Origin of the sequence: Pandoraea morbifera (assembly GCF_902459575.1) — a bacterium.
Lineage (GTDB): Bacteria > Pseudomonadota > Gammaproteobacteria > Burkholderiales > Burkholderiaceae > Pandoraea > Pandoraea morbifera.
In genome coordinates this window covers 153,365-176,748 of record NZ_CABPSD010000007.1, presented here as the reverse complement: position 1 = coordinate 176,748, position 23,384 = coordinate 153,365, and the positions used below count along the sequence as shown (strand labels likewise).

The following is a 23,384-nucleotide window of genomic DNA, read 5'->3' as shown; positions in this document are numbered from 1 at the left end:
ACATTGGGCAAAACAGCGGGCCAGAATAGCGCAAATTCAGGACACCTGCCTTTCTCCACCGGCATCGCCGTGTCGGCGGTGTTGTCGTCTCCCAAAGATTTCCGTCAGTTTTGCCAACCGAATGCCCGCACGCGATGCACGATGCGGTCGCGCGCGGCCACGACGGTCAGACGCGAGCTGACCGACATGTCATACAGGTAGCGGGTGCGCCCCGCGTAAGGCACGCTCACGTAAGGATGCGCGAGCAACGGCACATCGGCGCTCGACGTCAACACATCTCCCTCGCCCGAGAGCCTTGCCAGGCACAGACGATGCGCCGTGTCGCGCGCCACGGCCAACGGATCGGCCCCGCCGGACGACGTCTCCGGCGCCGCTGCCGTTGGCGACGCCGGTCGGGCCTCGCCAGCGTCGGGGCCGCCCGGCGTCGGCGCGTGCGCCGCCAGCGCGAGCGGCCCCTGTCCCATTGCCACGAACAGCCAAAGACCCGCATGTGCCATGTCGATCCAGACCTTGCCGTGCGGGCCGTCGCACGCCAGCCGCGACACCCCGGGCGTGGCGGCCGGCACAGGCGCCTGCGCCGGCGAGCATCGGAACCAGCGACCGAAGATCCATCGCAAGGCGATACGCTCCGACAGGAAACGATGACGCATTTGCGCGCGCGGCAACCGCCGTGCGAGCGAATGCTCTGCGGCCGAAAGCCAGGTCGCGCCGTCGTCCGGGCCGCCCGCCGCCGCGCCCGTAGCGCCGAACGGACGCCCAGCCAGCAAAAAACGCCACAACCACAGCTCGTCGACGCCACACTCGCAGTGCGACGCCCCCGCGCGGACATCGCCCGCCGCGCCCGCCGCAGCCATGTCGCTGCTCGCCAACGCTCGATGACGGGCGTCGCCCGTGAGCTTTCGGTCGCCCTGCCCGAACTGCCCCAACGGCACGTACGTCAGGGACGGCGTCGGAATCGAAGCGACGCACGGCGTCAGATCGACGGTTCGTTTCAACATCAACACTTGCGACCTCCGCAGGTGAGGTCTCCCATGACGTGTCCTGCCTTCCCGTCATTGGCGGCCATTCATTTGATAATGAGAATCATTATCAAATGTTAGCACAAGACGCCGTGTTAGACGAAGGGTCGCCGGGTGGGAAATTCCATATAGCGTGGCGGATTCGTCAGGTGCGATGCTTTCCGGGCACCTGCGGTGCGGGGGTGACGGGGTGACGTCCGGGAATCGTGGCGATCCGCCCGAAACTCTGACGAAGGCGCGCGGGCGGCCGCATGGCCTCCGCGCGCCGAAGCGTCAGGCGCCGGCGGGCAGCGGCGGGCGGTAACCCAGCGCGTGGCTGGCGGCGAGCGCTTCGCGGCGCACGGCTTCGCCGATGGGGCCGTCCAGGCTTGGATCGAATCCTCCCGTCGCGCCCAGCGCCGTGATCACGCCGACGAGCCGACCGTCGTAATTGAAGACCGGTGCGGCGAGTGCGCTGATGCCCGTCAGGTTCGTATCGCGAACGCTCGCGCCCTGTGCCGCGCGCACCGCGGCACGCAGTGCGCCGATGGGCTCCTCGGCGTCGAGCAGCGCCCGTTGATCCGGCGAGGCATGCGCCAGTTCCGCCTCGGCCATGGCAAGCACCTGAGGGTCGTCGAGCAGGCCAAGGAATACGCGTCCGGCCGCCGACCACAGGACCGACATCACGGAGCCGATGCGCACATTGATCGTCACCGGCAACCCCGGCTCCTCGAAGCGCACGATGGTCGGCCCCTTGTTGCCCATCACGGCAATGAAGCACGTGACGTCGAAGGCTTCGCGCAACCGCACCAATCCGGGTTCGGCCGCGCGCACCGGATCCGCCTGGCGCATCGCGGCCACGCCGATAAGCATGGCCTCGAGCCCCAGATAGTAGTGCTGCGAGTCGGCATCCTGGGCGACGAGCCCCTCCTCCACCAGACTCATCAGGTAACGATGTACCTTCGCGGGACTTTGCTGGACGTGCGCGGCAAGGGCGGTCAGGCTGGCGCGCCCGCCCAGCCGGGCCAGTCCCTTGAGTACCACCATGCCGGTTTCGGCGGACTGCACTCGCTGTCGGCGACCGCGCTCGCGCGGCGCGTCGACGGGCTCACTGCCCGACGCCGCGAGACGGTTCGTCACCGGGGAAGACGCCGCCGCGCTGCGCGGGCGGCCTGCTGTGGGTCGTTTGCTTGTCGTCATCGGCGAGATTTTATGATGCAAATCGAGATTGGCCGATGCCGCTCGCTCTAAAGGTTAACCCCAGTCCACCAATTTACGCAATGCGTATTATATTTACGCCTAACAACCACAGAGAATGGGAACACGCCTGCGACGATGCATCGTGCGAATCCCATCGAGACGAGGAGACGTCCGTGTCGTTTCCGGGCGAGCGTGCCGCCACGCACGCGCCGCCCGCCCACGCAGCGCTCCTCTACACTTGAAATATCGCGTGTGTCGCCGCGCGCCCTTCGTGGGTTTGCGTGGCTCGACTTCGCCCCCATGACTGAGAGAGCGTGAACGGATGAGTCAAACGAGTTCCCCCACTGCCGATACCGGCGCCTGCCCGTTTCATCAGGCCACGGCGGCAAAAGCCCCGAACGGATGCCCGATCAGCGCACGCGCCGCCGAGTTCGATCCGTTCGAGGACGGTTACCAGCAGGATCCGCCCGAGTACGTGCGTTGGGCGCGCGAGCAGGAGCCGGTGTTCTACAGCCCGAAGCTCGGCTACTGGGTGGTGACCCGCTACGACGACATCAAGGCGATCTTCCGCGACAACATCACCTTCAGCCCCTCGATCGCGCTGGAGAAGATCACGCCGACGGGGCCGGAAGCGAACGCCGTGCTCGCGTCTTATGGTTTCGCGCTCAATCGCACGCTGGTCAATGAAGACGAACCGGCGCACATGCCGCGACGCCGCGTGCTGATGGAGCCGTTCACGCCGGAGCATCTCAGGCATCACGAACCCCTCGTGCGGAAGCTCGCCCGCGAATACGTCGACCGGTTCGTGAACGACGGTCGCGCCGATCTCGTCGACCAGATGCTGTGGGAAGTGCCGCTCACCGTGGCCCTGCACTTTCTCGGCGTGCCGGAAGAAGACATGGACAAGCTGCGCGAGTACTCCATTGCGCACACGGTCAACACCTGGGGGCGTCCGAAGCCCGAAGAACAGGTGGCGGTAGCGCACGCGGTAGGCAACTTCTGGCAGCTCGCCGGCAAGATTCTCGACAAGATGCGTCAGAACCCGGACGGCCCGGGCTGGATGCAGTATGGCATTCGCAAACAGAAGGAACACCCGGAAGTCGTCACCGATTCGTATCTGCACTCGATGATGATGGCAGGCATCGTGGCCGCGCATGAGACGACCGCCAACGCCACCGCCAACGCGATGAAGCTATTGCTGCAACACCCCGACGTGTGGCGCGAGATCTGCGAAGACCCCTCGCTCATTCCGAACGCTGTCGAGGAGTGCCTGCGTCACAACGGCTCTGTCGCCGCGTGGCGCCGCCTCGCGACGAAGGACGTCAACATCGGCGGCATCGAGATCGCCGCCGGCGCCAAGCTGCTCATCGTCACGTCGTCGGCCAATCATGACGAAGCCCATTTCGCCGATGCCGACCTGTTCGACATCCGTCGCGAGAACGCCAGCGATCAGTTGACGTTTGGCTACGGGTCGCACCAGTGCATGGGCAAGAATCTCGCCCGCATGGAAATGCAGATCTTCCTGGAAGAGTTCACGCGTCGGCTGCCGCACATGAAGCTCGCCGAGCAGAAGTTCACCTACGTGCCGAACACGTCGTTCCGCGGCCCCGAGCATCTCTGGGTGGAGTGGGATCCGGCGCAGAATCCCGAGCGGCGCGATCCGTCCATTCTGGCGCGGCATTCGCCGGTGCGCATTGGCGAACCGTCTGGCCACAGCGTGACGCGTCCGGTCGTGGTCGAGTCGGTATCGCCCGTGGCCGACGGTATCGTCAAGCTGCGTCTGGTGGCGCCCGACGGCCGTGCCATGCCGCGCTGGGCGCCCGGCTCGCACATCGACGTCGAATGCGGCGATACCGGGCTCTCGCGTCAATACTCGCTTTGCGGCGACCCGACGGACGTCGGTGCGTTCGAAATCGCAGTGCTGCACGAGCCGCAGGGCCGCGGCGGATCGAACTGGATGCACACGCAGGTCAAGGTCGGCGATCGGCTGCGGGTACGCGGCCCCCGCAACCACTTCCGCCTGGACGAAACCACGCCGCGCGCGATCTTCGTGGCCGGCGGCATCGGCGTCACGCCGATTGCCGCAATGGCCCGGCGTGCAAAGGCGCTCGGCATGGATTACGAGATCCATTACAGCGGCCGAAGCCGACGCACGATGGCGCTCGTCGACGAGCTTCGGGCACTGCATGGCGAGCGTTTGCACTTGTGGGTGAAGGACGAAGGCCAGCGTGCCGATTACGTCGCCTTGCTCGCCACGCCGCAAGCCGGTACGCAGGTCTACGCTTGCGGCCCGGTGCGCATGCTGGATGCGCTGGCCGACTGCTGCGCCCATTGGCCGGACGACACGTTGCGCGTCGAACATTTCCAGTCGCAGCTTGGCACGCTCGATCCCGAGAAGGAGCATGCGTTCGAGGTCACGCTCAAGGACTCGGGCATCACGCTGACGGTACCGGCGGACCAGACACTGCTCACGACGCTGCGCGCGGCCAACATCGATGTGCAGAGCGATTGCGAGGAAGGGCTGTGCGGGTCGTGCGAAGTGCAGGTCCTCGAAGGCGACGTGGACCACCGCGACGTGGTGCTCACGCGCGCGGAGCGCGACGCCAACACGAAGATGATGTCGTGCTGCTCGCGCGCCTGCGGCAAGAAGCTGGTGCTGGCGTTGTAACGCGCGGCCGCGCTCGAGGCAAAGCAAAGGGGGCGCTGCGGCGCCCCCCTTTTTCGTCCCGAGCACGCTACGGGTGGGTCGATACGTCAATGCGCACGGGCACCGTGCGGGTCACGCAGCATGGTGAGCAATGCGATGAGCGCGAGCAGCGCGAAGCCACACATGACGGCCACCAGCGGACGCGGCGTGCCATCGTTGAACAGCCCGAGCAGCCCGCCCGCGGCAAAGCCGAAGCCATACTGGACGCTACCCACCAACGCCGCCGCCGCGCCTGCGCGCGTCGGGTGGTTGGCCAGCGCGCCCGCGACCGAATTGGCCGTGATGATGCCGCGCAGCGACATGAACAGGAACAGCATCATCACCATGAGCGGCAGCAGCGCGAAGCCCAGCCACACCGTCGCGCACAGCACCGACGTGACGATCGCGCAGCCGACGATCCCCACGCGCATGAGGCGATAGGGCCCGAATTGTCCGACGCGGCGCGAATTAAAGACCGTCATGCCCGCCATGCCCACGATGTTGATGCCGAACAACACGCCGAAGAACTGCGGCGACACGTGGAAGTACTCCATGTACACGAGCGGCGTACCCGTGATGTAGGTGAACGACGCGCCGAAGATCGCCCCGCCCGCGAGCATGTAACCGACGAAATGCGGATCGCGCAGCAGTTGCCAGTACGACGCCGCGACCGCGCGCGGACCGCCCGCCTGACGCGCGTGCACCGCCCCCGTCTCCGGCAGGCGCCACAGCGCAAGCATCGCCACCGCGCCGAACACGGCGAGCACCCCGAAGATCACGCGCCAGGAGGTGAATCGCAGCATCTGGCCGCCGACGAGCGGCGCCACGATCGGCGCCACGCTCATCACCAGCAGCATGATCGAGAAGGCGCGTGCGCTGTTGCGAGGACCGTAGATGTCGCGCACGATGGCCTGCGCGATCACCGGCATCGCACAGCCGCCCAGCGCTTGCACGAAGCGCCACACCATCATGTGATCCATGCTGTCGGCGAAGGCGCAGCCGATGCTCCCGAAGATGTACAGCGCGATGCCCGCCGCCATCAGGCGACGCCGGCCAAAGCGGTCGGCCAGCGGCCCCCAGAGCAGTTGCCCGAACGCGAAGCCGAGGAAGAAGTACGACAGCGTGAGTTGCGCGGCGGCCGCACTCGCGTCCAGCTCATGCCGCATGGTCACCAGCCCCGGCAGGTACATGTCGGTGGAGGCCGGCGCGATCATCATGAACAGGCCAAGAATGCCGAGCAGCACGCGCTCGGACGGCAACGCTGGAGAGAGTTCGGACGTCGATGTCATTGTCGTTCTGGTTATTCAACGCGACACGTGGCGCATCGCAAGCGCCGCCGCAAAATGAACGACGCCCGCCATGATAACGCTGGCGGGCGTCGCACTTTCATACTCGATGGTTATCGGACCCTTAACGATTGCTCATGACTGCTCATGCCGCCCTTGACGGTCCCCCTACGCCGGCAACGAGGCGCCCTCAACCCGCCGTCGCGGTGCGCAGATTGCCCCGATCGCCGCGTTGGGTACGGGCAATGGCGAGCACGCCGATCAACGACACGCATGCCGGCGCGGCCGCCGCGAGGAACAGCGACGAGGACGACCATTGCAGGTGCATCAACGCGCCCCCCAGCACGGGACCGAGCACCGAGCCGATCCGACCGACACCCAGGCTCCAGCCGATGCCCGTGGAGCGCAGCGACGTGGGGTAATAGGTCGCCGCCAGCGCATTGAGCGCCGGTTGCCCGCCGATGATCGAGAAGCCCGCGAAGAAGATCGCGATGAAAACGGCCACCATCGACACCATCACTACCGGATTGCCGATGGCCGCGGTGGCCGCAATGGCGATCAGGAACGTGACGGCCAGCACGCTTGTGAAGCCCACACGGTCGATCACGCGACCGAGCAACAGCGTACCGATCACGCCGCCCGCCCACAGCGCGGTACCGGCCATCACGGCGACCTGCGTCGAGTAACCGGCGTCGCGGATCACCGTCGGCAGCCAGTTCGACAGGAAATACATGTCGAGCAGGTTGGCGAAATTGATGACCCACAGCAGCAGCGTCACCCGTGCGCGGCCGTCCTTGAACAATTCGATGAACGGCACGCCCTTGGCTTTCTGCTCGTCGAGCACGAACTGTGCGCCGACCGGCACGTCGGCGCCGGGTGCAACGCGCAGCAATTGCTTGCGGATGCGCGCGTTGTCGCTCTTCTTGAACATGAGAAACTGAATCGATTCCGGCAGCGAGATCCACATCAGCAGGCCCAGCACCAGCGGAATCGCGCCGCCGATGTAGAACACCGCGCGCCAGCCCAGGCTCGGAATGATGGCAGCGGTGATGAGCCCGCCGACCACGCCGCCCAGCGTGAAGCCGCACGACACGATCATCATGAGCGACACGCGAATGCGACGCGGGCTATATTCACCGGCCAGCGCCATTGCGTTGGGCATGATGCAGCCCAGGCCCAGGCCCGCGGCAAAACGCCATACGACCAGCTCGGTGATGGTATTGGCGAAGCCCGTGACGAGCATGCACACGGAGAAGAAAAGCGTGGCGCCGATCAGCACCGGGCGTCGGCCCAGCTTGTCAGCCAGCGCCGAGAAGGTCAGCGACCCGACCAACATGCCGAACAGCCCCGCGCCGAACACCGGCGAGAGCGTCTCCTTGGCGATGCCCCACTCACGAATCACGACCGGCGCGACGTACCCCATGGCCTGCACGTCGAAGCCGTCCACGACCAGGCACATCGCGCACAACACGATTACCCACCACTGGTACGGGCCAAGACGACTCTCGTCGATCAGCGCGCCCACATTCACTTGTGCTGCTTTCATTCTGTCTCCAAACGTTCTCGCAACTTCGTGTCATTGCGTTCCGGTCGAGGCGCCGGTGCTTTTATTCGTAGCCTCGTGCCGGGCACGCTGCCGCCTCCCATCGGGTCGACAGGCAATTTCAAGGTCGAGCGCGACAGTGATTGGCAACGCCCCGCCCTGGAAATTACGCTTTGCGGAATTTTATCCCGCCGAACGTAAATCGATGCTCGGTGTAAACACTTAGATTCCCGAGGGATGCCAAGGGTGGCGACCCCGGCGCCGGAAACGATCCGGCGACCGCTCGCGCGGTGCACGATGCGGGACGGATCTGTGGTTTTTCTCCATGCCGGAAGGGGATGCGGCCTACGCGTTTCGTCGCAAGTGGGTCGGAAGACAATGAGGGCCGCGGGAACGGCTTCTCAGGGGCGATTTGCCGATCGAAAAGCGACGAATTGTCGCAGTTGTGGTTTTTCTACAGATTTTTTTAAAGAAGGTTTACCCGTCTAGGGATTTCCCTGATATAGTTGCACCTGTCTCCTCCACCTCCTCCTGGTGGATTTCACGGCCAGCAACGCGCTGGCCGTTTTTTTTGCGCGCCGGATCTGTGCAACGCAGACTTCCGCGAGGACGATGCAAGGACGGGAAAAGATAGGGCGCGCGCCGGCCACTGCCCGCATCGCGCATACCCAATGGGTATGGAGCGCGCTCGTGCGGACACGACGCAACGACGACGTTGTGACGAATGCAAGCTAGCGACGGCGGGTGGCGCCGCGCTCAGTGCGAGGAAGTTGAAGCGGGAGCGGTCGCGCCCTCGTTGGCAACGCGATCTTCGATGCGTTGCTCGATGCGCTTTCGAATCTGTGCAGCCGCCGACGACGCGTCCGGTGCACTGATGCTCGAGAATTCGCAGCGCCCGATGTAGTGGCCATCGCAATACGCGTCGACGGCGCCGTCGAAGCGTTCATCGGCGCGCGGCGTCACGGCGCCGGCCAGTTCAAACGGACGCCGGGGTGGCGTGTGGCTCACGTAGTGCCAGGAAAAATGAAATGAGTCGGTCATATGTCCCCTTCCGTAAAGCGACAGCTATGGAACTGCCCGCCAATGCTGTTTTTTCGGAAATCGTAACATGTTCAACAATACCGGCCGACAATCGGAAAAAAAAGCGGCTCGCCAAAACGGCGAGCCGGACAGTCCGTGGAGGTCGGGGGCACATCATGACCACGGTGTTTTCACTCTAGTCCCGAATCCGTGTCGTTATTCTCGGTAATTTGCCTGATGCGCGCGCGCCAAAGGGCCGGACCGCGTCAGGCGTCGCCCGAGCACACGCCCCTTGCCGCAAGCGTCGTCAGAAGGCCGTCCACCCGCATCGTTGCTCCGGGTCACGCGCGCTCGCCGGGTGCATCGACCGCCTCCGGCGCCCGTGTGCCGACGACGCCCGAGCCGAGGGCATCCGCCGGCACGGCCTTGCCGAACAACCAGCCCTGCCCGATGGCACGCGGCGCCAGCGCGAGCATGTAATCGACCTGCGCCTCGGTTTCGATGCCCTCGACAATGACGTCCACTTCGAGCAACGCCGCCATCTTGCAAATCTGATCGACGATAGCGCTGCCTACCGCGTCGCTCCCGATCGCGTGCGTGAACATGCGGTCGATTTTCAGCGCGTCGACATTCAATGTCGACAGATACGCGAGATTGGAGAAGCCGGTGCCGAAATCATCGATATGGATCTGGTAGCCATCCGTACGCAGCCGGTCGAGCGCCTCTCGCAGCCGCTTCATGTTGTCGGTCGAGCGCTCCGTGATCTCCAGCGCGATCTGTGCGCGCGGCACACGCAATGATGCCGCCATGTGGTTCAGGTAGGCATGAAAACTGCGGTCGACGACGTCCGCCGCAGCAAGGTTGATGCTGATGTGAAACTCGGGGTCGGCCAGCGCACGCCCGTGCATCTCGATGAGCGCATGGCGCACGACCTGTCGGGTGATCAGCCCGAGCACACCGCGCCGCTCCGCGATCGGGATGAACATATCGGGGGAAATCGGCGCGCCCGAGTTGTCGTTGAGCCGCGCGAGCGCCTCCACCCCCACCACTTTGCGATCGCTCAGGCGCACCAGTGGCTGATAGACCAGGTGAATGCCTCCGGTTTCCGCGGCCTGCTGCGTCACCCAGTCAATGGACGTTCGGTACCGCCTTCGCGCTCGCCACGACAAGCCGACCGATCCCCCGCCCAGCCCGCCGATCGCGAGCGCCAGCGCCAGGCCTGCCGGATTGCCGACGAGGCTCGACGACACGTACACGGCTGAGGCGCACACGTCCGCTCGGTTCGAGCAGGTCGAGTAGCGTCGTACGATCCCGATATCGAGCCAGCGCGACGTCTCGCCCGGCCGGATGCGCTGCTGGTCCTCGAACAGGCCGGCACGCCAGAACTGGAAGCGCATGTCGCTCGTCGACGCCACCGAGGCGAAGCCCCTGGCGGGCGTGACGAGTCGGTCAGGCAGCGCCGGCGGGCTGAACACGACCACATCGCCAAGCCCGACCGCATTGACGCGCACGCCGGGCGTGACGATGCCCGTGAGCGTATGCCAGAGCTTCAGGCCATTGCGGGTTTCATGAATCGGGGGAGGAAGCTCGGGCGCCGGCGCCAGCCGGCCGGCCACCGCGGAGCAGAGCAGGCGCGAGCCGTGCACGCGCGCGATGTCGTGGAAATAGGGGCTGCGCATGGCGATGCGACGAAGTGCGATGATGTCCTCGTCGGTGCACGGCACCGCACCGCTGTACATGGCGCTTTGCAGTGCGTCGCGATTTGAAACCGACGCGTCGCTCATGAAGCCCATGATGTCCTGCACGTACGCGCGCAGCCGAAAGTCGTCGATGCGCGTCTGCACGATCTGTCCCACCACCAGCATGATCAGCATGCCGGCGATCGCCCCCGCCAGCACCGGCAGCCAGCGAGCCAGCCTTCTTAGCGTTTGCATGGCGTATGCCGTCCACGTGACGCCCCGCATCCCAGCGGGGGCATGGCCGAAGTGTAGCGCACTGCCACGCCGATGTATCGGATTGCCACACGTGTGCCGGCGCGGCCCCGCCAACGTCCGGGAAGCCCCGGCACCACCAGCCCCGAAGCCCCGCCCGGCGGGTATCCGGCGGACATTCGGCAGTGGGACGAATTGGGGTCGGCACTCGGTTAAGGTGGCGCCCTACGCCTTCATCCTCACGGCTTCGCCATGACGCTCAAATTTCGCAATCCGGCGAACGGAGATGTCGTCGAGATCACGTACCTGTCGTGTGTCGCGGCCTTCTTCCTCGGCCCGCTCTACCTGCTGGCCTACGGCTTCACGTGGCACGCGCTCGTGTGGATCGCGCTCGCCATCGGCCCGGCGCTGATCTGGAAATCGGCGCTCGCGCTCTCGCTGCCCGCCACCTGCCTGCTCTACTCGCTGCTGATTCACCCCCTGCTCGTGAACCGCCTGCGTGCCAACGGCTGGGCAAGTGCGAGCGACGCAGACGTCGCCAGCGCCGGTCAGCGCGGCTACGACGCCCACGATGCGAGCGCGTCCACGCGCGGCAAGACCGGCATGGTCCTTGCCCCGGTGGTTCGGGCTCGCGCGCCGGATACGCCGGGTGCGAACAGTAGTGCGGAGGTGCGCCCCGACGAAAAGGCGTGCCCTTACTGCGGCGAATACGTCAGACGTCAGGCCGTGCGCTGTCGTCACTGTCTGGCGAGTCTGCCGGCTGCATCGCAATAAAGCGCTCGAGTGCCGCCGACCCGTGGTCTTCACGATAGGCGAGACTGATCGGCGCGAGCGGCACCTTGCCCTCGATCGGCCAGAACCCCATGCCCGGCGTACGAATCTGACTGACCGACGCCGGCACCAGCGACACGCCGAAGCCAGCCGCGACCATCGGCACGATCGACGTGATCTGCGGCGCCTCCTGGCCGAGCTTCGGCCGAAATCCAGCCGATTCGCACGCGGCAATCGTGCGGTCGTACAACGCCGGACTGATGTCGCGCGGCAGGAGAATGAATTCCTCGTTCGCCAATGCCGACAAAGGCACGCGCTCGTGTGCACACATCGGATGCCCGAGCGGCAGCACCAACACCATCGGCTCGTCGGCCACGGGCAAACTCACAATGCCAGGCGGCCACTCGAACGGCGTTCGCACAAACGCCGCATCGACGGTCTCGTCCCCTAACGCCGCCAGCAAATTCGCCGTGTTGCTCTGCTGAGGATGCAGTTGGACGTCTGGATAACGCGCCCGAAAGTCGCGGATCCAGGCGGGAATACGGGGCTCGAAATACGTCGCGCCAGCAAACCCGATGCGAATATGTCCCGCCTCGCCACGCGAGATTTGCTGCATCCGGCGCTTGACGCGCGCCACCCGTTCGAGGATCTGCCGCGCCTCCGGCAGGAAGGCCTCGCCCAGTTCCGTGAGCACGACGTCGCGCGGCAGGCGCACGAACAGCGCACCGCCCAATTCCGTTTCCAACTGTCGGATCTGCAGGCTCAACGGCGGCTGCTGAATGCCTACGCGCGCCGCCGCCCGCGTGAAATGACGCTCCTCGGCCACGGCAATGAAATATTGCAAATGCCGCAATTCCACGACGGCTCCCCTCGCGGCCCGCGCCCATTGGGCTTTGCGCCGCCGATACATGAAAAGTATGAAAACACGATGTTCAATATATTGGAAATGTGACCGATGGGTCAATACACTTCGAGTCAAGCGCAAACCGCGCCCGAGAATCTCCGGGCCACGCGCCGAATTCAAGAGATTCGAATAAGAGAGACGAGGAGCGTCACGATGTTTGAAGATCGCATCCGCCTGGCGTCGCTGCGCGACCGGGTGATGAGCGCCGACGATGCCGCGAAGCTGGTCGGCGACGGCATGGTGGTCGGCATGAGCGGATTCACCCGCGCCGGCGACGCCAAGGACATGCCGATTGCGCTGGCGAAGCGGGCAAAGGCCCACCCGATGAAGATCACGTTGATCACCGGGGCATCGCTGGGGCACGACTCCGACAAGACGCTCACGCAGGCCGGTGTGCTTGCCAAGCGCCTGCCGTTCCAGGTCGACACGACGTTGCGCGGCGCGATCAATCGCGGCGAGGTCATGTTCGTCGACCAGCATCTGTCGGAGACGGTGGAGTTCCTGCGTGCCGGCCAGTTCGGCGGGCTCGATGTGGCGGTGATCGAAGCCGTGGCCATCACGGAGGACGGCGGACTCGTGCCGAGCTCGTCAGTCGGCAATTCGGCGAGCTTCGCGATTCTCGCGGACAAGGTCATCGTCGAGATCAACCTCGCGCAACCGCTCGCGTTCGAGGGCATGCACGACATCTGGATTCCGGGCCAGCGCCCGCACCGCGCGCCGTTGCCTATCGTCGACGTGCGCGACCGAGTGGGCACGAACGTGGTGAAGATCGCCCCGGAGAAGATTGCGGCGATCGTCATTACCGACACGCCCGACAGCGCATCGAACGCACTGCCGCCCGACGCCGAAACGCAGAGGATCGCGGGCCACCTGATCGAGTTCTTCCAGCACGAAGTCTCGCGCGGACGCCTGCCGCGCACGCTGCCCGCCATTCAATCGGGCATCGGCACGATCGCGAACGCGGTACTCACGGGCTTCCTCGAATCGCCCTTCGAGGATCTCACGATGTATTCCGAGGTGCTCCAGGACTCGACCTTCGAACTCATGGACGCGGGCAAGATGGTGTTCGCATCGGGGTCGTCGATCACGGTATCGCAAGCTGTTCAGGACCGCGTGTTCAAGAACCTCGAGCGCTATCGCGACAAACTCGTGCTGCGACCACAGGAAGTCAGCAACCATCCCGAAGTCATTCGTCGTCTCGGTCTGATCGCGCTGAATACCGCGCTCGAAGCGGATATCTACGGCAACGTGAATTCCACCCATGTGGGCGGCACGCACATGATGAACGGCATTGGCGGCTCGGGCGATTTCGCCCGCAATGCCCGCATGGCGATCTTCGCCACGAAGTCGATCGCCAAGGACGGCAAGATCTCGAGCATTGTTCCCATGGTGCCGCATGTCGACCACAACGAGCATGACGTCGACATTATCGTGACCGAGCAGGGTCTCGCCGATCTGCGCGCACTCGCGCCGCGCGAGCGTGTGAACCTGGTGATCGACCATTGCGCCCACCCGAGTTACCGCGACGTGCTGCGCGACTACTATCGCGACGCACTGCGCTATGGCGGACAGACGCCGCACGCGCTCGAGCGCGCTTTCGACCTGCACATCAATCTGCGCGAGCGCGGCTCGATGCTCGCGGGGAAGTGACGCAGGGGGCGTCGGTGCCGGCCGCTCACCGGGGCTTCGGCTGAGCGCGGACCGATTCCGCCGGCATCGACAACGCCAACCGGCAAGTCGATGCCGCACAGCACATGGGACGCATGCGGTTCCATGGGCCGGGCGCTGGTGAGAGCGCCTCGGCATTCGCGGCTCGCCGGCATGCGCAGGCGGGCCGCCTTTTCTTGCCGCCGACGTGAACTCAGGCGCTCAGCCGCCCGGGCTGGGCGTGGTGCGACACCTGGGCAACGCGTGCGTCCCGCGGCGCCTGGCCGGACGAGGCGCGTCGCGACGGGAGCGCCGCATTTTCACCGCCATCGACACGGAACACCGACACCAGTTCGCGCAGGCCACTCGACTGGGCGGCCATCGACTGGGCGGCGGCCGACGCTTGCTCGACCAGCGCCGCGTTCTGTTGCGTCACGGCGTCCATCTGCATGACCGCCTGATTGACTTGCTCGATGCCGGTGCGCTGCTCGGTGGATGCCGCAGCAATTTCCGCCATCAGGTCGGTCACGCGCTTCACCGCGTGAACGACCTCGTCCATCGTAGTGCCCGCTTCCGAGACCAGTTTGGCGCCGTCGCTGACCTGACGCGTCGAGGCGTCGATCAGCTCCTTGATCTCCTTCGCCGCATTGGCGCTGCGCTGCGCCAGCGTGCGCACTTCGCCCGCCACCACGGCGAAACCTCGACCCTGCTCGCCCGCGCGCGCCGCCTCCACCGCCGCGTTGAGCGCGAGAATATTGGTCTGGAAGGCGATCCCCTCGATCACGCTCGTGATATCCGAGACGCGTGCCGACCCTTCCGAGATCTCGCGCATCGTTTCGACCACCTGACGCACCACTTCGCCGCCACGCTGCGCAATATGCGATGCGTTGGTCGCGAGCATATTGCCCTGTTCCGCGTTGTCGGCGTTCTGCTTCACGGTGGTGGTCAGCTCCTCCATGCTCGCCGCCGTCTCCTCGAGCGACGCCGCCTGCTGTTCCGTTCGCGCCGACAGATCGGTGTTGCCGGCGGCGATCTGTGCCGAGCCGGTGGCAATGCTCTCGCTGCTGTTGCGCACCTGACCGACAACGCTCGCGAGCTTCGTGTTCATGTCGCGCAGCGAACCGAGCAATTGCGCGAGCTCGTCCTTGCCCTGCACTTCGATGCGCGAGGTCAGATCGCCGCGCGCCACCGTTTGTGCAATGTCCACGCAGCGTCCGACGGGCACCGTGATCGAACGCGTGATGAGCAGCGCGATCGCCGTGTTCACGCCAAGCGCCAGGAGAATCAGCACGAGCGCGGCGACAAAGGCAGTGTGGTAGTTGGTGGCGGCGGCGTCCGTCGCAGCCACGGCACCGGCCCGGTTCACGGCCACGTGCTCGGCCAGACGCTGGCCGAGTGCTGCGAACGCCGTCACCGCATCGGTCATGGCCAGCGTGCGCGCCTGCCCCTTCGCGTCGTCATCGCCCGTGGACAGTTCGGCAATGCGGTTATCGATGGCGAGGTAGTTGCGCCAGGCTTCACGCACGGCGTCGTAGGCGCGCCGATCCTCGTCGGAAGCCACCATGCCGTTGTAGCGCTCGAGCGTCCCGGTCATCATGTCGATCGCCGCGCGACGCTTGTTCGTTTCGTCGACACGCGTGCTGTCGACTGTCGTCAGCAGCATCGCCAGCGTGGCACGACGGGTGGCGTTGGCGGCGACCTGCGCCTCACCGAGCGTCTGCACGCTCGGCAGCCAGTTATCCGCCAGATCACGGGTACCCGCGTAAATGCGCGACGCCTGAAACACGGCCGTGCCACCCACAATGCACAACAAAATCAGCGTGATCGCGAACCCGATGCTCAGCCGTGTGCCGATTTTGAGACTTCCCAAGAACCTCATGCCTGCTCCAATGCGATAAAAACCGAACAATCGCACTGATTAACGAGCGGGCATTCGACGATCTTGAGCCAATTCCCCCCTGATTCTCACCTTATGGTTTTCAATATATTTCCAACACTAGGAAATCACGCCGCGCCACATGAAAAGGAATACCCGTTTCGCACCGACATCGAAAAATTCATGAAAACGGAAGCCGGTCCCCGATCGTATGCGACACAATATATTTATTAATCCGCCATCAAAAATACGAATGCAAGCGCAACATTCTCCGTGCGTCATCGCGCGATGAATGTTGCGCGACCGGATCACTTGCTGGCGCCGTCGAAGGGCGTGGGATGGACGGTATCGAGATCGATGTCGTCGATGCAGCGCACGTTGACCGCCGCCATCTTGCTGCCGTCCGGTTTTTCACCGAACGCAAATGCCTCGACCCCGCATTCAGGACAAAACTGATGACGAATGACGTGCTTGTTGAACAGATATTCCCTGGCCTTTCCCGTGCCGGCCGTTTGCGAGAAGTCATCCATCGCCGTAAATGCGAGAATCAATCCGCGCTTTTTACAAATTGAACAATTGCACGCAATTGTTTTGGACAGGTCAACATTTGCGGTGAATCGCAGATTGCCGCAATGGCATCCGCCAGAATATTGCTGGTTCGCCATGCCTTATCTCCTGACGATATTGGAAACGGGCCGGCGGGAACAGGAAGAGGGAAAAGCGCGGAAACTGAGGAGACCCGCCGGTGTGCGCTCCATTGTGCGGCAATTTCGGCGTGCGGGCGAGCGCCGGCACTCGCGGCACCGGGCTCGTCCATTGAGGATCAGGTCATGCGCGAACGCAGGCCTCAGGCGGCCAGTGCCGGTGGACCTCGACGGGCTTCGCGCGATCCGCCGGCCGGGTTGCGCATGATCGTCACACCATGCCGGCCGGGCTCACGCAATTGGAACAGCGCCACCGTCTCGGCCAGATTGCGGGCCTGCTCGCTGAGCATGGCAGACGCTGCGGCGGACTCCTCCACCAGCGCCGCGTTCTGCTGCGTGGACTGGTCCATTTCCGCCACGCTGCGATCGATCTGACTGATGCCGGCGCTTTGCTCCGTCATCGCGCTGTGAATCTCGCCGATCAGGCGGCGCACGCGCACGATGCCCTCGACAATCTCGCCCATCGTGTCGCCCGCCGCCTGCACGCGCTGCGTGCCGCTCCTGACGTTTTGCACCGACGCCTCGATGAGCGTCTTGATCTCCTGCGCCGCCGCCGCGCTGCGTTGCGCAAGCGTTCGCACTTCGCCGGCGACCACGGCGAAGCCGCGACCTTGTTCGCCGGCGCGCGCCGCCTCGACCGCCGCGTTGAGCGCCAGGATGTTGGTCTGGAACGCGATGCCGTCGATCACGCCGATGATCTCGGTGATGCGCTCCGACGACCGGGCGATTTCGCTCATCGTCGTCACCGCACCGGTGACGACATCGCCGCCGCGCGCGGCCGCTTCGCTCGCGTCGTTGGCCAGACGCGTTGCATGCTCGGCCGCCTCGGCCGTCTGCTTCACGCTGGCGGTCAGCTCCGTGAGCGCCGCCGACGTTTCCTGCAACGTCCCGGCCGAGGCTTCCGTGCGCTGCGACAGATCGCGGTTGCCCATTTCGATCTCGCTCGTGGCCGAGGTCATGCCATGCACGCCCGAGCGCACGTCGACCATGACCGCGCTGATCTTGTCGACGAACGCGTTGAACGAGCGGGAGATCTGCGCCACTTCGTCCTGACCGACGACATCGAGCCGTCGGGTGAGATCGCCACCGCCCGAGCCGATGGTGTCCATCGCGTCGCGCACCTGTGACAGACGGCGGAACGCCTGCGAAGTGAAGAAGCTGGCAATGCCGATCGCACAAAGCGTGAGCACGATCAGCGTGACGATCGTCGCGCTGAGTACGCGCGACAGGCCCGCCGTCGCCTCGGCCTTGTCGAGCGCCACGACAAACAGCCAGTCCGTGCCCGGCACCGGCTGCACCTTGAGCAGCTTGTCCGCGCCGCCCAGCCCGACTTCCATTGGTTCGCCGGCCCGTTCGAGCGCCGCAAGCGCCTCGGGCGTGAGCGATTGCGCGAGATCGCTCGACGACTTGAGCATGAACTTCTCGTCGGGATGGGCGATCACGAGGCCGTCGCGCGAGACGACGAACGCCAGACTCGACGGGGTGGGATGCACGGCCTTTACGACTTCCTGCACGGCGTCGAGCGGTACGGCACCGCTCACCGCGCCCTGCGTCTGGCCATCGCGCACGATCGGTGCAGCGAAGGAAACGTAAAGCTTGCCCGAGGCAATGTCCGCGTAGGGTTTGACGACCGTCAGCTTGCCCGCGGCGGTGGCGCCCTTGTACCAGGGACGCACGGTCGGATCGTAGTCGGGCGGCGTGGGGCCGCTCGAAAAGTACGACTTGTCGTTCCAGCCGATGCTGGAGATCGGGAAGCCATTCGTCGCGCCGAGCAGCCTGGTGAGGGCCACGCCCTGCTCGCCTTTTTCGACGGCGGCGGCAGTGCCCACGACCGACTGGCCCTTGGCCGCCGCCCAACGTTCCACGGCGAGGGTGTTGCCACGCGCGACGGCGTCGAGCGTGTTGGCGATGGTCGCCATCATGCTGTTGCGCACGATGACATAGGTGGTCATGCCGGAGAGGATCAGCGCACCGATCACGGTGGCACACGCGATCAGGATGATGCGCGTTCTAAGCGAAGATACTGTCATGCTGTCTGGACAGGCGGGCCTGCGGCGATTGGGGGGTCAATGACAGGAGACCGGCGCCCAGGCCACCGGCTCCACGAGGTGGTGGGTTCCACCCAAGCACTAACGGCAGCCGACGGGATTACTTTAGGTGTTAACCCGCAATTCGACAGGCGTTGGCCCGCATTCATCCACGTATCCCTACGGATCGCGAAACTTCAGGGGTGCGAAGGAGTATCGAATTCGCGCGAAGGCGATCGCGACGAGACTGCGTGACGACAGTCGTGTGGCGGGAAGGCGCGGCACGAGGATAACCGACGCCGTCCGCGTGCGCGGCGATCGTGCGCCGGTCAGCCCTGGGCGGCGGCGGCGGCCTCGGATTGCTCGATCGCCTTGACGATGATGCGCAACGTTGCGTCGAGATGGTCTTCCGTATGACGACGGGCAGCGGCCACGTCGCGCGCACGATATTCGTCGAGCATCTTCTGGTGCTCCTGATTGCTCACCTCGACGTGAACGGGACGCATGTACAGCGACAGCGCAATGTACGGCCCGGAGGCGTCGCGCAGCGTCTTGATCAGATGCGCCAGCCGCGAATCGTCCTGCGACGCCCACAGCGCGGCGTGAAACGCCTGGTTCAGTTCGGTCCACTTGACGACGTCGGACGTCGCAAGCATTTCCGCATGCAACGCCTGCGCCCGGGCGATATCGTCCTCGCGAATCGTCGCCATCGCCTGCTCGGCCATCATCGGCTCGAGCGTCTTGCGCAGGCGGTAAAGCTCATTGACGTCGTCCACCGTAAGTCCGCGCACCACGGCGCCCCGGTGAACGTCGAAGAACACCAATCCCTCCGAAACCAACGTGCGCAGGGCTTCACGCACAGGCGTGGTCGACATTTCCAGACGGCGCGCGAGGTCGTCCTGCCGCAGGCGATCGCCCGCCTTGAGCCGGCCCTGGAGAATCTCGGTGCGCAGTGTCTCGATGGCGTACTGATAGGCCGTGAGCCGGCGACGACCGGTCGTGCCCGCCGATGCGGAAGAAGCGACGGAGGCGGCGGAGGACGTGCTTTTCAATGGGGTGCCGTGTGAAGATTATTGACGCGTGAGTTTACTCCAATTTGCCAGCGCCTCCCCCACCTCGCCGGCCCCCACGCCCGAGGCCAGCAGCGCGCTCACGAGCAGGCGGGACTTGAGCGCCGACAACCAGCCGGACATGTGCGCACCGCGCCGGACCAGGTCGATTTCTGCGCCCACGTAGCCGTATGTCTGCGACGCCGTGGCGCCGGCCGAGGCGCGGCTGGCGATCACAACCGGCACCTGCGCGGTCAGCTCGCCGATGCGCCCGGCGAAGCCGAACGACACGTGCCCTGCCCCCTGCGCCGCGATCACCACCGCTTCGTAACCGGCCTTGACGGCCAGCTCCGCGAGCTCGCCCTCGTCACCCAGCACGGCCGTGACCAACGCCACCTTGGGCCACGCACGCACCGGACGCGCCAGCGGCGCCGGGCGCGCCGGCGGCGCGTGGAAGAACGTCGGACGGCCCTCCACCACGCGCGCGGCGACGCCGCCGTCGTGCGACACGAACGCCTGGACCGCCAGCGAATCCCCCTTGCTCACCCAGCGCGCGTAATGAACCGTGTCGTTCATGACCACCAGCACGCCTCGCCCGGCACTGTCCGAATGCGTCGCCGTACGCACCGCCGCGAGAAGATTCGCGGGACCGTCAGCGCCGGCGGCCTGCGGCGCCCGCATCGCACCGGTCACGATGAGCGGCGCGGGCAATTTCCAGAACAGATCCAACAGGAAGGCCGTTTCCTCCAACGTGTCGGTGCCCTGCGTAAGCACGACCCCGGCAGCCCCGTCGCAGACCTGCGCTTCCGCCCACGCGAGCGTCTCCATCAGATCGTCATAGCGCAACGACGCACTGGGCAGTTGGCGAAGCGACGCCGTGCGGATCGTCGCGACCTCCGACAGGCCCGGCACCGAGCGGGCCAGTTGCTCGGCGTCGAGGGTGGGAACGACGCCGCCCGCGGCGTCGGAGGGCGTCATGCTGATCGTGCCGCCAAGCGAGGCGACGGCAACCACGGGAAGCGATTGGGACATGTTGATCGAAGTCGATGAGGTAAATGGGACGGACGTGTTTTTGATTTCGGTTGATATGCATTGTGCATTATATATAATCGACAATCGTTTGCGAAGGGCATCGGGTGCTTCGCAGCCAATTCGACATCGAGGAGACGTCATGCAACCAACAACGGTGGGCCATCCGGCCGCTGGGGCGACGCGATACCGGTTCGCGGTGTTCGCGCTGATCGTGGTGATCGCGCTGGTGAACTACATCGACCGGGGTGCGATTTCGTATTCGGCCGGGCAGATCACGGCCGAATATGGTTTCGATCGCGCCGGCTGGGGCGCCGTGCTCGGCTACTTCGGCTACGGCTACATGTTCGGCGCGTTGTTCGGCGGCGCGCTGGCGGATCGGCTGGGCGCCAAGAAGGTGTGGGTCATCGCGGGCATTGCCTGGTCGGCCTTCGCCATTGCGATGATCTGGGCGGGCGACATCGGCATTGCGATGTTCGGCGGCTCGGCGTTGACCGGATTCGCCACGATTCGCGTGCTGTTCGGCTTTGCCGAGGGTCCGGCCTACTCCATCATCAACAAGACGATGTCGGCCTGGGCGTCGCCATCCGAGCGAGGCTTCGCCGTGTCGATCGGCTTGTTGAGCACGCCGCTTGGCGCGTTGCTCACAGCGCCGGTAGCCGTCGGCTTGCTGCTGCTCACCGATAGCTGGCGGACGATGTATGTCGTGCTAGGCATTGCGGGCTTCGTGCTGATCGCGCTGTTCGCCCGCGTCTATACGAACCGGCCCGAGGACAATCCGCGCGTGAACGCGGCCGAGGTGGCGCTGATTCAGGCGGGGCGCCCGGCGCAAACCACGACGGCGGCCGCCGCGGCCAGCGACATGCCGTGGTGGAGCTTTTTCCGAAGCAAGACGCTGGTGTTCAACTCGATCGGCTACTTCGCGTTCATCTACGTGAACTTCATGCTGCTCACCTGGACACCCAAGTATCTCGCCGACGAGTTCCACTTCACGCTGTCGTCGCTCTGGTACGTGGGCATGATTCCGTGGACGGGCGCGTGCGTGACGGTGCTGCTCGGCGGGCGCATCTCCGACTGGCTGTATCGCAAGACGGGCAAGCTCGTGATCGCACGCAGCTGGTTTGCGGCCGCGGCCCTGACGTGCACGACGCTATGCTTCCTGATGGTGTCGCAAGCGCACAGCGTGTGGGCCGTGATCGCGCTGATGACGCTGGGCAACGCCCTGAATGCACTGCCGAACTCGGTCTACTGGGCGGTGGTGATCGATACGGCACCCACGCGCGTCGGTACGTTCAGCGGCCTGATGCACTTCATCGCGAACATCGCGTCGGTGCTGGCGCCCACGCTCGCCGGCATTCTCTCGGCGAAGTACGGCTATTCGTCGATGTTCGTGGCCACCTCGGTGGCCACGGCGATCGGCGTGATCGCCATGCTGCAGGTCAAGCCCGGCGTCGGGCCGGCGCTCGATCGCCGCGACGTGAAACCCGCGTCCGCCTGAGCGAGCCATCGGGACGCAGGGCGTCTCGCGATATCATTTCCCGAGTACCGAATACGGGCATCCGCCGATGCCGCTCAGGAAAACGATGACGATGCGCCGGCCGGTGTCATGCACCGACCGGCGCTTGCGCGAGACACCCGCATGAACCTTCAGCATCTGCATGCCTTCACGATCGTCGCCCAGCAACAAAGCATTCGCAGCGCGGCGCGCGTGCTGGGACTCTCGCAACCGGCGGTCACGCGCATCATGCGCGAGCTCGAACGCAACGTCCAGACGCCCTTGCTGCATCGTGGCAGCAAGGGAATCGAACTCACCGCGTTCGGTCACGCATTGCTCAGACGTGCCCATCTGATTCTCGAGGAAGCGCGCAAGGCGCAGGACGAACTCGATCAGATGCGCGACGGCGCGGGCGGCAGCCTGAACATCGCGATCTCGTCGACCGCGGCGCTGTCGATGTTCCCGCAGGCTTTGCAGCGCTTTCGCGAGCGCATGCCGCGAGTCGCCCTCACGATCAGCGAGTCCGCGCCGCCGCACACCCAGGACCTGCTCGAAGCCGGACGGCTGGACTTTGCCGTACTCACGGAGTTCGGGGGCGGCGCCACGGACGGATTCGACCGCACCGTCCTGCTGCCGATGCAACTCGTCGTTGCCGGTCGCAAGGGACACCCCCTGCGCGGCGCGAAATCGATCGCCGAACTGCGCGAGAGCCTATGGCTCGTGCCGGGCATCGGCGACAGCGCGACCGACTACCTGAGCCGCGTGTTCCGCGACCACCGCCTGAGCCCGCCGCAGGACGTGATCTCGTGCCGCTCGATCGTCACCGCATTGAGCATCATGGAGAATTCCGATGCGCTGGGCATCTTCTCGCGCGTGGTGCTCGACCGGCGCCAGCGCATCGCCAATCTGAGCCTGCTTCACCTGACGGAGCCACTGCCGATGGCCAGCCTCTCGCTCGTGACGCGTCCCCAGTCTCAGCCCACGCCCGCCGCTCGCTGCCTGATGACCTGTCTGGCCGAGGCCGCCGCGAGCCCGGGGGAAGCCATCCCCTGAGCCGATCCGCAAGGCGCCGCGCGCCCGGAATCGGTTCCGGCGACGTGATAACAAATCCTGATATCAGGAATAAATTTCTTATCTTTTTGCTATAGGGTTGCGGCGCTAAGATCCTCCTGCTCCGTTCGCCATCTCGCGCTCCGGGTCGACGCGGTGCGAGCACGC

17 protein-coding genes are annotated in these 23,384 nt (G+C 65.2%); 5 read left to right on the top strand and 12 right to left on the bottom strand.

The window, feature by feature from the left end:
- Positions 1-104 precede the first annotated feature (104 nt).
- The gene (locus PMO31116_RS13725) at positions 105-998 is read right to left on the bottom strand and encodes a 4'-phosphopantetheinyl transferase family protein (RefSeq protein WP_150567202.1); all 894 of its coding nucleotides are present in this window, start codon (positions 996-998) and stop codon (positions 105-107) included.
- Positions 999-1,292: 294 nt separating this feature from the next.
- A complete protein-coding gene (locus PMO31116_RS13720) occupies positions 1,293-2,198 on the bottom strand; it encodes an IclR family transcriptional regulator (RefSeq protein ID WP_150567201.1) in 906 nt (301 codons plus the stop codon).
- Positions 2,199-2,520: 322 nt separating this feature from the next.
- Between PMO31116_RS13720 and PMO31116_RS13715 the strand changes: the two genes are divergently transcribed.
- A complete protein-coding gene (locus PMO31116_RS13715; protein WP_150567200.1) occupies positions 2,521-4,866 on the top strand; it encodes a cytochrome P450/oxidoreductase in 2,346 nt (781 codons plus the stop codon).
- Between the two features lie 86 nt (positions 4,867-4,952).
- Here the strand turns inward: PMO31116_RS13715 and PMO31116_RS13710 are convergent, their stop codons facing one another.
- The 4 genes from PMO31116_RS13710 to PMO31116_RS13695 all read right to left on the bottom strand — a co-directional run bounded on the left by PMO31116_RS13710 (position 4,953) and on the right by PMO31116_RS13695 (position 10,667).
- Positions 4,953-6,173 carry a multidrug effflux MFS transporter gene (locus PMO31116_RS13710; protein WP_150567199.1) on the bottom strand — a complete coding sequence of 407 codons (1,221 nt, stop codon included), beginning with the start codon at positions 6,171-6,173 and terminating at the stop codon, positions 4,953-4,955.
- A gap of 187 nt (positions 6,174-6,360) precedes the next feature.
- A complete protein-coding gene (locus PMO31116_RS13705; RefSeq protein WP_150567198.1) occupies positions 6,361-7,716 on the bottom strand; it encodes an MFS transporter in 1,356 nt (451 codons plus the stop codon).
- Positions 7,717-8,469: 753 nt separating this feature from the next.
- Positions 8,470-8,754: a hypothetical protein gene (locus PMO31116_RS13700; RefSeq protein ID WP_150567197.1), complete on the bottom strand. Its 285-nt coding sequence runs from the start codon at positions 8,752-8,754 to the stop codon at positions 8,470-8,472.
- 320 nt (positions 8,755-9,074) lie between these two features.
- Positions 9,075-10,667, bottom strand: coding sequence for an EAL domain-containing protein (locus PMO31116_RS13695; RefSeq protein ID WP_174971291.1), 1,593 nt, complete (start codon positions 10,665-10,667; stop codon positions 9,075-9,077).
- A gap of 249 nt (positions 10,668-10,916) precedes the next feature.
- Here PMO31116_RS13695 and PMO31116_RS13690 point away from each other — a divergent pair, with 249 nt between their 5' ends.
- Entirely contained in the window at positions 10,917-11,438 is a 522-nt protein-coding gene (locus PMO31116_RS13690; RefSeq protein ID WP_150567195.1) for a C1 domain-containing protein, read from the top strand.
- On the opposite strand, the gene PMO31116_RS13685 is transcribed toward PMO31116_RS13690, so the two are convergent.
- Positions 11,377-12,294 carry a LysR family transcriptional regulator gene (locus PMO31116_RS13685; RefSeq protein WP_150567194.1) on the bottom strand — a complete coding sequence of 306 codons (918 nt, stop codon included), beginning with the start codon at positions 12,292-12,294 and terminating at the stop codon, positions 11,377-11,379. The genes PMO31116_RS13690 and PMO31116_RS13685 overlap by 62 nt on opposite strands.
- Before the next feature lie 198 nt (positions 12,295-12,492).
- On the opposite strand from PMO31116_RS13685, the gene scpC reads away from it, so the two are divergent.
- Positions 12,493-13,989 (top strand): succinyl-CoA:acetate CoA-transferase ScpC, encoded by a 1,497-nt coding sequence (gene scpC / locus PMO31116_RS13680; RefSeq protein WP_150567193.1) that lies wholly within the window; start codon positions 12,493-12,495, stop codon positions 13,987-13,989.
- 211 nt (positions 13,990-14,200) lie between these two features.
- Here the strand turns inward: scpC and PMO31116_RS13675 are convergent, their stop codons facing one another.
- The 5 genes from PMO31116_RS13675 to PMO31116_RS13655 all read right to left on the bottom strand — a co-directional run bounded on the left by PMO31116_RS13675 (position 14,201) and on the right by PMO31116_RS13655 (position 20,674).
- Complete coding sequence (locus PMO31116_RS13675; protein WP_150567192.1) at positions 14,201-15,865, bottom strand: methyl-accepting chemotaxis protein; 1,665 nt, start codon at positions 15,863-15,865, stop codon at positions 14,201-14,203.
- 305 nt (positions 15,866-16,170) lie between these two features.
- Positions 16,171-16,527, bottom strand: a complete 357-nt coding sequence (locus PMO31116_RS13670; protein WP_150567191.1) for a GFA family protein — start codon at positions 16,525-16,527, stop codon at positions 16,171-16,173.
- 182 nt (positions 16,528-16,709) lie between these two features.
- Positions 16,710-18,596 (bottom strand): methyl-accepting chemotaxis protein, encoded by a 1,887-nt coding sequence (locus PMO31116_RS13665; RefSeq protein WP_150567190.1) that lies wholly within the window; start codon positions 18,594-18,596, stop codon positions 16,710-16,712.
- Between the two features lie 326 nt (positions 18,597-18,922).
- On the bottom strand, positions 18,923-19,645 hold the full coding sequence (locus tag PMO31116_RS13660; RefSeq protein ID WP_150567189.1) for a GntR family transcriptional regulator: 723 nt from the start codon (positions 19,643-19,645) through the stop codon (positions 18,923-18,925).
- An 18-nt stretch (positions 19,646-19,663) separates the two neighbouring features.
- A complete protein-coding gene (locus PMO31116_RS13655; protein ID WP_150567188.1) occupies positions 19,664-20,674 on the bottom strand; it encodes an asparaginase in 1,011 nt (336 codons plus the stop codon).
- A 139-nt stretch (positions 20,675-20,813) separates the two neighbouring features.
- Between PMO31116_RS13655 and PMO31116_RS13650 the strand changes: the two genes are divergently transcribed.
- Positions 20,814-22,169, top strand: coding sequence for an MFS transporter (locus tag PMO31116_RS13650; protein WP_150567187.1), 1,356 nt, complete (start codon positions 20,814-20,816; stop codon positions 22,167-22,169).
- Positions 22,170-22,310: 141 nt separating this feature from the next.
- Positions 22,311-23,219: a LysR family transcriptional regulator gene (locus PMO31116_RS13645; protein ID WP_150567186.1), complete on the top strand. Its 909-nt coding sequence runs from the start codon at positions 22,311-22,313 to the stop codon at positions 23,217-23,219.
- Positions 23,220-23,384 lie beyond the last annotated feature (165 nt).